At 26.4% G+C, this 12,395-nt stretch carries 10 protein-coding genes; all 10 read left to right on the forward strand.

The window, feature by feature from the left end:
- Window positions 1-92 precede the first annotated feature (92 nt).
- The 10 genes from HTZ87_RS00980 to HTZ87_RS01025 all read left to right on the forward strand — a co-directional run bounded on the left by HTZ87_RS00980 (window position 93) and on the right by HTZ87_RS01025 (window position 12,381).
- Window positions 93-1,451 carry a glycine--tRNA ligase gene (locus HTZ87_RS00980; protein WP_174892705.1) on the forward strand — a complete coding sequence of 453 codons (1,359 nt, stop codon included), beginning with the start codon at window positions 93-95 and terminating at the stop codon, window positions 1,449-1,451.
- Between the two features lie 22 nt (window positions 1,452-1,473).
- Entirely contained in the window at window positions 1,474-3,507 is a 2,034-nt protein-coding gene (gene dnaG / locus HTZ87_RS00985) for a DNA primase (RefSeq protein ID WP_174892706.1), read from the forward strand.
- 1 nt (window position 3,508) lies between these two features.
- Window positions 3,509-5,011 (forward strand): RNA polymerase sigma factor, encoded by a 1,503-nt coding sequence (locus HTZ87_RS00990; RefSeq protein ID WP_174892707.1) that lies wholly within the window; start codon window positions 3,509-3,511, stop codon window positions 5,009-5,011.
- 1 nt (window position 5,012) lies between these two features.
- Window positions 5,013-5,801: a Nif3-like dinuclear metal center hexameric protein gene (locus HTZ87_RS00995; protein WP_174892708.1), complete on the forward strand. Its 789-nt coding sequence runs from the start codon at window positions 5,013-5,015 to the stop codon at window positions 5,799-5,801.
- Window positions 5,802-6,593, forward strand: coding sequence for an NAD(+) synthase (nadE, locus tag HTZ87_RS01000; protein WP_174892709.1), 792 nt, complete (start codon window positions 5,802-5,804; stop codon window positions 6,591-6,593).
- A 12-nt stretch (window positions 6,594-6,605) separates the two neighbouring features.
- On the forward strand, window positions 6,606-7,328 hold the full coding sequence (locus tag HTZ87_RS01005) for a YebC/PmpR family DNA-binding transcriptional regulator (protein ID WP_174892710.1): 723 nt from the start codon (window positions 6,606-6,608) through the stop codon (window positions 7,326-7,328).
- A 5-nt stretch (window positions 7,329-7,333) separates the two neighbouring features.
- Window positions 7,334-8,383, forward strand: coding sequence for a ZIP family metal transporter (locus HTZ87_RS01010; protein WP_174892711.1), 1,050 nt, complete (start codon window positions 7,334-7,336; stop codon window positions 8,381-8,383).
- A gap of 104 nt (window positions 8,384-8,487) precedes the next feature.
- Window positions 8,488-10,476, forward strand: coding sequence for a DHH family phosphoesterase (locus HTZ87_RS01015; RefSeq protein WP_254616022.1), 1,989 nt, complete (start codon window positions 8,488-8,490; stop codon window positions 10,474-10,476).
- Window positions 10,477-10,478: 2 nt separating this feature from the next.
- Complete coding sequence (rplI, locus tag HTZ87_RS01020; protein ID WP_174892712.1) at window positions 10,479-10,937, forward strand: 50S ribosomal protein L9; 459 nt, start codon at window positions 10,479-10,481, stop codon at window positions 10,935-10,937.
- Window positions 10,924-12,381: a DnaB-like helicase C-terminal domain-containing protein gene (locus HTZ87_RS01025; protein WP_174892713.1), complete on the forward strand. Its 1,458-nt coding sequence runs from the start codon at window positions 10,924-10,926 to the stop codon at window positions 12,379-12,381. The genes rplI and HTZ87_RS01025 overlap by 14 nt, the downstream gene beginning before the upstream one ends.
- Window positions 12,382-12,395 lie beyond the last annotated feature (14 nt).

The raw sequence follows: 12,395 nt of genomic DNA on the forward strand, positions 1-12,395 counted from the left end.
TTAATTTTTATTTAAAATAAATCAGTAAAAAATCGCGTATTATACCAAATTTACACAAAAATATTTTAAAAAAATTTGGTATAATAAATATTATGACTATAAAAAGAGAAAAAATGTTAGAAATAGTAAATCATCTTAAAAATTTTGGTTTCGTTTTTCAAGGTAGTGAAATTTACGGAGGATTATCAAATACATGAGATTATGGACCTTTAGGTTCACTACTTAAAGATAATATTGCCCGTGCTTGAAAAATCGAATTTATTATCAAAGAATCAAATAATCATTTAATTGATTCGAAGATATTAATGAACCCAAATGTATGAGTTACAAGTGGTCACGTTGGTAATTTTAGTGATCCATTAATTGAAAACAAAGTAAATCAAAAAAGATATCGTGCAGATAAATTAATACAAGAAATTGATGAAAATATAATTCCTGAGAAAATGACAAACGAAGAAATGAGAGATTTCTTAGTAAAAAATTTACCTGAATATGAAGGATCAAAAACTGATTGATCAGAAATTAGAAAATTTAACTTAATGTTCCAAACACACCAAGGTGTTGTTGAAGGTGAAAAATCAGTTGTATATTTAAGACCTGAAACAGCTCAAGGTATATTTGTTAATTTTAAAAATGTTTTAAGAACTTCAAGATCTAAATTGCCTTTTGGTATTGGTCAAATTGGAAAAAGTTTTAGAAACGAAGTAACCCCGGGTAATTTTATTTTTAGAACAAGAGAGTTCGAACAAATGGAACTTGAATTTTTTACACACCCTGATGAGGCTGACAAATGATTCGATTACTACATTAACAAGGCTTGAAATTTTGTTAAAAAAATCGGAATTAACGAAGAAAGCATTAGAATAAGAAAGCATGATGATTCAGAACTTTCTCATTATTCAACTGCTACAAGTGATATTGAATTTAAATTCCCATTTGGTTGAGGTGAATTATTAGGTATTGCAAACCGTACTGATTTTGACTTAAAATCACATTCGAAAGCCACAGGCGAAGCACTTGATTATTTAGACCCACAAACAAACCAAAAAGTTGTTCCTTATGTAATTGAACCAAGTATTGGTTTAGATCGTCTAATGCTTGCTGTTATTTCTGATGCATATAATGTTGAAGAATTAGAAAACGATGAAAGAGTTGTGTTAAAATTCCCTCTTTCAATAGCACCATTTAAATTAGCAGTTTTACCATTAATGAAAAAAATATCAGAACCAGCTATTAAACTTTATGAAAAATTACTTGAAAAAGGAATTAGTGTAACATATGATGATGCAGGTTCTATTGGTAAAAGATATAGACGTCAAGACGCAATTGGTACATATTGATGTGCTACAATTGATTATCAAACTTTAGAAGATAATACAATTACATTAAGAAACAGAGATACAATGGAACAAATTAGAATTTCTGTTGATGATATCGTTAAATATTTATAAAAAATAAAAGGAGTTTAGTAAGATGGCAACAATCCCACGTGATATTGTTGATGAAATAGTGTCAAATTCAAATATTGTTGATGTTATTTCTAATTTCCTTTCACTTACACGCAAAGGTAATAATTATTATTCTCTTTGCCCTTTTCATTCTGATAAAAACCCTAGTTTTTCGGTTTCACCACAAAAAAATATTTATAAGTGTTTTTCGTGTGGAGAAAGCGGAAATGCATTGAATTTCATAATGAAAAAAACAGGTAAAGGTTTTGTTGAATCATTAGAATATTTAGCAAATTTAATTGGTTATAATTATGACTTTTCTAGTTATAAATTTGACCCTTTATCACATTTCTCAAAGGAAGATTTGAATTTATTTGATCTATTAGATGCTGCAAATACTTTTTTAAAAACACAACCTTTGAGATTCGATGTTGCAACTAAATTTTTAAACAAACGTGAAGTTAATAATTTTGAACTTCTAAATACTTTTGATATTGGGTATTCAAAAGATAATGATTTAACTGAATACTTAATTAATACACTTCATTACTCAGAAAAAGAGCTAGCAGATGCTGGGCTTATTAATACAGATTTATACAATTATTTTCAAAATAGAGTTACTTTTGCAATAAGAGATAACAATGGAAAAGTCGTTGGATTTAGCGGAAGAACACTTGACCCAAATGTTAAAAGTAAATATCTTAATTCTCCAGAAACTAGATTATTTAAAAAATCAAAAATTCTATATAACTACTATAATGCAAAAGAATTTATAAGAACAAAAAAAGAAATTATTATTGTTGAAGGTTATTTTGACGTAATTGCACTTTATAAATCTAACATTAAAAATGCTGTAGCTTTAATGGGGACAGCATTAAGTGATAATCATATTGCATATATTAAAAATTATCGCATCAAGTTATTTTTAGATAATGATCAAGCCGGAATTAATGCTTCGTTAAAATCAATATTAGCATTATATAAACATGGTATTCATGATATTGATATTGTAATAAATACATATAATAAAGATCCTGATGAAATATTAAAACAATACGGAGAAGTAAAATTAAATGAACTTTTATCTAATACTAAAAATTCATTAGATTTTATTTATGATTATTTTATAAGTAAAAATAACTTAGATGATAATAAAGATTTTGCAAGTTTACAAGAATTTGAAAAAAATATTTTAGACTTTTTAAAATATTTACCAGAGAAATTTTCTAGCTATATAACTAACAAGTTTTTCAAAAATTATGATTACAAAATAGAAATTCAAAAACAAACTGAACAAAATTTTGTAGAAGAAGATGTTTATAACTATAACTCGCAAGATTTAGGGGTTTTAGATGATAGTTTAGTGCCTGTTGAGGATAATTATCAAATACCAAATGACCCATATATAAATAATGTTATTCCAAACAATAACAATTATTCTAATCAAATTAATTTTAATAATGACCCAAGAAGACTTTTAAATAATGTTATTAATAATAATATCCAAATTAAGTTTTTAATATACATGATTGAAAGTCAATATATAAATGACAGAATTGAAGATTCAGATAATAAAAATTTTTATGAAAAACATGATCTTTATAAGAATGTCTATAATAAAATTCAACAAATGCATCAACAAAATAAAGATGATAATGATGATTTAGATTTTTTAGATAATTTAGATAGTGATTTTCAATTAAGTGAAAATGTAAAGAATATAATCAGTATTAAAAAAGAAGATATATTAAATGACTTAAATAACATTTTTTCAAAATTAGTTTATCTAGAAAATAATTCAACTCAAATAGACCAATCAAGCATCAATTCATTTTTTGAAGAATATTCATCAAGAATTAGAAACGAAGTTGCTTTAAATCAAACTGAATGAGAAATAAATTTAGATCCTTTAATAAGAGCATTTACCAACGAATTTATTATCAAAAATAAAAATAATATGTCTAATATTAAAACAGGTGACATAGATGTAATAAGAACATTTTATTCAAGGAATAAAAAAACAACTATAAAAAAAGAAGAAAATAAAAAAGGAGATTAAAATGAATGAATATAGTTTAGTAATCGACATTTTAAAAGATGAATTGAAGAGGAAAAAGAAAACTTTTTTCACTCAAGAGGAAGTGTTTGATATCTTAGATAAAAGAAAACTAAGTATTGCTCAAGATGATGATTACGATGGTATCACTGAATTTTTTGAAGTTCTTATGAAACACAATATCATTAGTAATAAAGTTGATCAGGGTGACGATGAATTAATTGATAATACATGATCTAAAGAAATAGAAACTTCATCTCAAAAGCCAACTACAAAGAAAAAAGAAAAGAAAACTAAAGAAGAAGTTCAAATCGAAGAAGAAAATGAACTTGATTTTGATGATGAGTCAGAGGAGCTAGATCCTGACTTATTTGAAGATGAGGATGATGATTCTTCAGACGATGACGACGATGATAAAACAGAATATGATTACTCAAATGATGACAACGATGAATTAGAATCTGAAGAGGAAGAAGAAGTTGAAGAAGAGGCTGATGATTTATATTCATCTAGCTCTGAAGATGACGAGTTTGATTTAGACTTAAGCTTTGATGCTAATCAAGAAATTTTATTAGAAACTGAAAATAAAAAAACAAGTAACTTAGCAAATAAATTAACCGAAACTAATGACATTGTTAAATGATATATGCGTTGAATCGGTAAATATGGTAACCTTTTAACTGATGAGGAAGAAGCTGAAATTTGCCGTCAAATTGAAAAAGGTGGTTTCAGAGGTAAAAGAGCAAGAGATAAATTAGTTTTACGTAATTTACGTTTAGTTATTAATAATGCTAAAAAATATAAAAATAGAGGTCTTTCATTTATTGATTTAATTTCTGAAGGTAACCAAGGGATTATGAAAGCTGTTCAAAAATTTGACGTCTCTAAAGGGTTCAAATTCTCAACATATGCAACATGATGAATTAGACAAGCTATTACGCGTGCAGTTGCTGATCAAGCTAGAACAATTAGGGTTCCAGTTCATATGGTTGAAACAATTAATAAAGTTTCTAAAATAGAAAGAGAACTTCAACATAATTTAGGTTATGAACCTTCTGATAAAGAAATAGCAGATGAAATTAATAGAATAGCAGGGAATGAAGATTTTACAGCTGATAAAGTAGCTTACATTAAAAAAATTAATATTGATCCAATTTCACTTGATAAACAAGTAGGTAAAGAAAATGATTCATCATTTAGTGATTTCATTAAAGATGAAAATACAATTGGACCAGTTGATCACTCAGCACACGAAGAATTATCTGAATTAATCTTAAAAATGATTGAAGAAACACTTGAAGAAGACGAAAAAGAATTAATTTGCAAACGTTATGGTGTAGGTTATGATAAAGATGGTAAAAGATACAGAGTCCATTCATTAGAAGAGTTAGCTGTATCAAGAAACAATGTTTCTAAAGAAAGAATTAGACAAATTGAAAATAAAATTCTAAGAAAGTTAAGAAATAATCCTAAATTTGGTAAAAATTTAAAAGATTACCACTCATAATATGAAATTAAAAGAAATTATTATTGAATTAGAAAAAATGTATCCACTATCAAATAAAGAAATTTGAGACCCGTCTGGATACTCAGTTAAAACACAACAACACAAAAAAGTAACAGGAGTTTTATTAGCAATTGATTTAACTAATGAAGTTCTAGAAGAAGCAATTAAAAAAGGATGTAATTTAATCCTAACACACCATCCTTTTTTATTTGAAAAAGATAAAAAAACCGAGTTTTTAAAATCACCATATAAAAAACAAATTATTGAAAAACTAAGAAAAAATCAAATAACTTCTTACGCAATGCATACTAATTATGATTCGTCAACTTTAGGTACTTCGTATCAAATAGTTAGAAATCTTGGTTTAGAAAAATATTTTGATTATCAATCACCAAAGTATAGTGCTATAATAAATAAAAAAACAAACTTAAATGAAATTTCATCATTATTAAAAGAAAAATTAAGTTTACACTCATTCAGAACAAATGTCGAATCTCAAAACTACCAACAAGAATTAAATAAAGTTGCATTTTTAAGTGGGAGTGGTTATATTGGTCAAATAATTGAAATGAAAGATCAAATAGATTTATTTGTAACTAGCGATCTTAAATGAAGTGACTGAATAACATATAAAAATAATAATATTAACATTTTAGAGATACCACATTTAGATGAAGAGGTTTTTGCTTATCATTTATACGAAATTATAAAAGAGAAATTTGAAAAAGTTCCAAATGTACATATTTTTAAATTAGAACAACCTTACAACAATATTAATGAGGAGAAATAAATGAGTAAAATAACATCATATAAAGACAATGTTCCAGTATATTCTAAAGAAAAAACTTTGGAGTATGTAGAAGTTTTAAAGAAGTTTTTAAAAAATAAATTAAAGAAAGCAAACGCAACTGGATTTATAGTTGGTATTAGTGGTGGAATTGATTCTGCATTAACTTACTCATTAGCAAAACTAGTTGCTCCAAACACTACAATTGGAGTAGTTATGCCTATTTCATCAATGAGTGATTCAGATTTAAAACATATTAGCGAACTTGAAAAGAAATTTGGGCAAGAATTCATTAAGGTAGATTTAAGTAGTGTTTTTGACGCACAACTTAAACAATTAAATATTTCAAATAAATTAGCAATTGCAAACATTAAACCTAGACTAAGAATGACTACACTATATGCTTTAGCTCAAGAAAATAATTCTTTAGTATTAGGAACTGATAATGCAGATGAAGTTTATATAGGTTACTTCACTAAATATGGTGATGGTGGTGCGGATTTACTACCTATTTCTAAACTTACTAAAGGTGAAGTTAATTACATGGCTGAACTTTTAGGCGTACCAGAAAGCATTTTAAATAAAAAACCTTCTGCTGGTCTTTGAGAAGGTCAAAACGATGAAGACGAATTAGGTTTTAGTTATTTAGAACTTGATTACTACATTAATCATTTAAATGATAAAGATAAAATTAATTCATACATTAAAGATGAATCAATTGAAAAAATAAAACACAAACACAAAATATCAAAACATAAAAGAGATGGTGCTTATAAACCAAACAATGTAAAATAAGGAGATTAAATTATGGCAGGACATTCACACTCAGCAAATATAGCTCACAGGAAAGGCGCACAAGATGCAGCTAGAGGAAAAATTTTCCAAAAATTATCTAAAGAAATCTATGTAGCAGCAATGTTAGGACCAGATCCAGACATGAACCCGGCACTTAAATTAGCTATTTCTAAGGCAAAATCAAAAAATATGCCTAAAGATAACATAGAAAGAGCAATCGCAAAAGCTAAGGGATCTAAAGATTCAGATGCATTTATTGAATTATTATTTAATGCAACAGTTAGTGGTGGAGCAACTTTTATGGTTTTAGCTTTAACTGACAATGTTAATAGAGCAAAATCAAACGTACAATCATACTTCAACAAGCAAAATGCAACACTTGGTAAAACAGGTCAAGTTCCTTACGCATTTGATAAAAAAGGAATTATCGAAGTTTCTAAATCATTAGTTTCTGAAGATGAATTAATGATGGTCGCATTAGAAGCAGGAGCTGAAAATGTTGAAACAAACGATGAAACATTTGTTGTTTTAACTGAACCAGATAGTTTCAGTGATGTTAAAACAAAACTTGAAGAAGAATTAAAAATTGAAGAATTTATTCAATGTGAAGTTACATACATTCCAAATATGTATGTTGAATATGATGAAGAAAAGAAAACAAAATTATTTGAATTTATCGATAAATTAAAAGAAGACGACGACGTCCAAGAAGTTTATCATAATATTCAGGAGTAAATTTAATGAATTGAATTTATGAAATTTATAAAGGTATAAATAATGGAGTTCAAAATGAAATAGGTTCTAAAATCATATTAGTTTTAATTTTCTTAATGATTTTACTTTCGATACCTACAATTTTATCTATCACACTCCCTTTTGCTAAAAAACTATTAAATAGCAATGTAAAAGTTTATTTATATGCTTTTTCAACTGGTTTTTTCATAATATTAGCTACCTTTGGTTTCCTTCGTGAATCTATTGAGCAATCTTCTATGTATGCGTCAACCCATGCTTATTGGAGTAAAAATACTTATTTATTAAATATATTACTAGTAGGTGGTGGATCGCTTTTAGGTTTAGTAATAGCAATTATGATTAAATTTGTTATTTCATATAAACTTAACCAAAAATTAATGAAATCTAGAAAACTAAGTGTATTCATTCATGAACATAATCATTCTGATGGCGAAATTCATCATCATTCGCATGAAGAATTTTTATCAAATAAAGATGATCGTATTAATTTAGCTGAAGATACAATTTTTGTAGAGAAAGTAGAAAAAAAATTAAAATTAATCGCTTTATTACTTCTACTTACACATAGAATACCTGAAGGTCTATTAATAGGTTATAGTTTATCTCAAAATATTCTTATAGGCCAATTTGCCGAAATGGGTTCAACTGATGCTGGAGTTACTACTTTAACAATAGCTTATCTATTTTCATTAATATTACATTTAATACCTGAAGAATTTATTTTCTATGTTAGATTGCGTGAATCTGGTTTTTCACCGATAAAATCATTAATGATATCATTTTTAGGTTTATCTTTATTTTTACCATTTATGTTGATAGGTATATTTGTTAACATTGGTTCACAAGGATATATAAATTCACTAATTTATTCAACAATTGGAACAATATTTATATTTACATCTTTAGTGGAATTTTTACCTGAATTTTATCATTGAATATTAAACAAGAAAAAATATTTTTTTGTCATTTTAATCATGTTTATAGGAATAATATTTGCAATTTTCATATTATCATTCCATTCACATGGTCACTAATAAATAGGACGAAGTATCGTCCTTTTCTTATTAAATATAAAATAAGAATTTAAGTTTAAATAATGTATAATTAAACTAAATATTAAAACTCCAGAAAGGGATTGATGAATACTAGAAAAAAATACCTTCTTTTTGCTCTTTTATCTATTGTTTTTATACTAATAATTGTTGGTTTAGTACTAGTAATGTATTTCAAAAAAATAAATACATATACACATTGATTAATAATAGATTTATCAATAATTGTATGTTTAATTCTTACATCTTTTTCAATACATCGAACTATTTTGCATTTTGCAAGAAGTAGAGAAATTATTAAAAAATCGTTTAATGGTTTTATTGAAGATATGATGGAATCAAATTCAATTGGTTTAATAATTTATGATGTTGACAAAAAAATTGTATACACAACTAAATATATAAAAACAAAATTTAAAAAAGATTTTATTGGAAAAAATATTTTTGACTTTTTTAAGGATATAAATCCAAAATATGAAGATTTAAATTTTGAAGTTAACAAATTAAATATTAGCAACGAAAACGGTGATTATGAAGTTCAATTTTGACCTTTAAACAATGTTGTTTTAATTAGAGATATAACTACAGAATCAATTTACAAGAATGAAATTTGAGAACAAAAACCAGTAATTGCAGAATTAGAAATTGATAACTATAGCTTGTATCAATCTATACTCTCAGAGGAACAATTATTCAAAATAAATTCAATTGTTATTAACTTAATAAATGAATGTGTTAAAAGATACAATATTATTTATCGTCAATACACAAATGGTAAATTTCTTATTTTTACTAATGAATTAACATTAAAAGAACTTATAGAAAATAATTTTGAACCTTTTATGAATATAGATGATGATATTTCAAGAGAAGAAATTAATATTAATAAATTATCATTAAGTATTGGTATAGCACATGGTTGAAATTCACTAAATGAAAAATTAGAGCAAGCTAAAAAAGCTTTAGTTCAAGCTCAATCACGTGGTGGTGACCAAGTTGCGATATTCTCAAACTTTATGCCACACAAATATTATGGTTCAAATAATGAAATTTTACCTGATAATAATAGAACTAAAATTAAAGAAGTTGCAAGTTACTTTGCTAGAAAACTAGAAGATACAAATATTCAAAATGTTATTATTTATGGTCATAGATTAGCAGACTTAGATGCTTTAGGATCAGCATACGCTGTATACCTAATTGCTAAGAAATTTGGTAAAAAAGTTTATATATGTAGTGAAACATATGATAGTACAGTTGAAAATTGGTTAGAAACTAATACATGATTTAATAAAAATCAAATATTAATAAATAGAAAACAAGCTTCAGAATATAGTTCAGTGAACACATTAATCGTTTTTGTTGATAACTCCGATCCTTTGAGAACAGATAACCCAACAGTGTTATTAAATTCAAAACGTGAAAATATATTTGTTTTTGATCACCATAGAGTGGCTAAACAAGTGGATTACGCACTCAAAACAAATGTATTTATCGATACTAGCTCTTCGAGTGCATCAGAAATAGTTACTGAAATATTAATGTTCTTATCATATAAAAATATTTTAGATATAAATGGTGCTCAAATGCTATTAAACGGAATTTATCTTGATACTAATAATTTTTCTAAATCTGCAACACCGAGAGCTTTCGAAGCTGCTGCATGGTTAGGGTTAAAAGGCGCAAATCCTATTATTAGTAGAGATTTATTAAAAATAGATGAAAAAACGGAAAAAGTTATTGAATCAATATTATCAAACATAACAGAGATAAAAGAAGGATTTTACTTAGCTTATTCTGATACTGAAGTAACTAACGATGTTATTTCGATAGCAGCAAATGAAGTTTTAAAAATTAAAGGTCGTGTCGCTTCGTTTGTTGTTGCTAAATTAAAAGGTACTAAAAAATACAAACTTAGTGCACGTGGTATTAATACAAACGTTCAAATAATTTGTGAAGCTGTAGGTGGAGGTGGTCACTTTAGTGTTGCCGCCGCTGAAAGTGATGAAGAATTGGATGTATTTATTGATAATATTAGACACGCAATATCTCAAAATGGAAATAAGGAAGGTTAAAAATGAAAATTATCTTAATAAAAGACTCTAAAGATGGAAAAGCAAATACAATTATTGATGTATCACCAGGTTATGGTACTAACTATTTAGTTAGAAATAAAATCGGTGTTCCATATAATGAAAAAAATTACGCTCAATTACAAAGAAAATTAGATAAATTAGTTTCTGATGAACACGAGACAAGAAATGAAGCTCATCAATTAAAAGAAAAACTTGAAGAATTAGTTTTAAAATTTGAACTAAGCGCAAATATTGATGGAAATAAAAATTTAAATGTTCATGGTTCAATTTCTACAAAAGACGTTGAAAAAGAAGTTACTAAACGTGGATTTAATGTTCCTAAACATGCTTTCCAAAAAATTCACTTAGTTTCTGAAGGGAAACACGAAATAGACGCTATTTTATATAAAGATATAGTTGCTAAAATTAGAATTGAAATTAAAATAAATGTACACAAATAATAAATTCAAAAAAACACCACAATATTTGAATTTTGAAAAACTATCTTCAAAATTCTTGGTAAATACTTTATTTCATGATTACAACATAGAAAGAAGTGTTTTATCAGTTATGATTTCGATAGAAGATAAACAAAGTTTAGGTATTGAGTATTTAAATGCTGATGCTTTCTTTTATGAAGAAAATAGACAAGTTTTCAACTTCATAAGACATAAAAGAGATCAAAATACAAAGTCTATAGTTTCTTATTCTTTTACTGATTTAAGTAATTTTCTCGCAACTGATGAACAAATACAAAAAATGTTTCCGCTTGTTAATCAAGGTTTACTTAATGATTTATCTACCTTAATGGTTAATGAAAATAATTTTTTAAATTATGTACAAAAATTAATCGAATTAAGTAAATTGAGATTATTAGAAGTGTTTTATAATGACACTGCTAATTCAATGAAGCATAAATCTGAAATTAAATTTCAAAATTGTTTAACTGACTTTGAAACATTTGTTATTAATAATAAAATTGATACTATAGATAATAGCAGTTTTATTTCACTTTCAGAGGCTACTAATAATTTCCGTGAAGTTTTTGAAAAAATAAGAGAAAAAGGTGACTCTTATAATGATGATAGTATTTTTACAGGGTTTCATGCAATTGATAAATTTACTAACGGATTTAAACAAGGTCAACTTATAATATTAGCTGCACGTCCTGGTGTTGGTAAAACCGCCTTAGCTTTAAATATTGTAAGCAACGTTTTAAAAAATAAAAAGCGTAATTGTGCATTTATTTCTCTAGAGATGCCCGTTAATGAATTGGTTGTAAGATATTATTCAGCTAACTCTAGAACACCAATGAGTAAAATTATTGACCCTAGAACATTAACCGCAGAAGAACATAGTGTTTTAAACGATTCTTTCCACAATGATACTGCGTTAGAAAGATTATACTTCGATGATTCTCCATCAAGTAAAATTACAGATATAGTTTGAAAAATAAAACATTTATCAAAAGAATTATTAGGAAAATTAGACTTTGTGGTAGTTGATTATCTACAACTTTTAAGTGGTGGTAGTTTAGCTACTGGTAATAGACAAAATGAGGTTTCTTTAATTTCTAGAGCATTAAAAACATTAGCTCTAGATCTTAAAATTCCTATTATGGCTCTTTCTCAGTTGTCCAGAACTGTTGAACAACGTGAAGATAAAAGACCGCAATTACATGATTTAAGAGAATCGGGTTCTATTGAACAAGATGCCGATATCGTTATTTTCTTAAATAGATCAAATAAGTTTTTACAAGAAAAAACAAATAACGAAGACAAAAATAGTCCAATTAAAACTGATGTAACTATAGCTAAAAATAGAAATGGTCAACCTGGAATATCAAATATTTATTTCGAAGGTAAAATAGTGCTATTTCAAGAAATACAAGAAGACAATTATTAAAAAGGAGAAAAATG

It is taken from the genome of Mycoplasma sp. OR1901 (assembly GCF_013348745.1).
Lineage (GTDB): Bacteria > Bacillota_I > Bacilli_A > Mycoplasmatales > Metamycoplasmataceae > Mycoplasmopsis.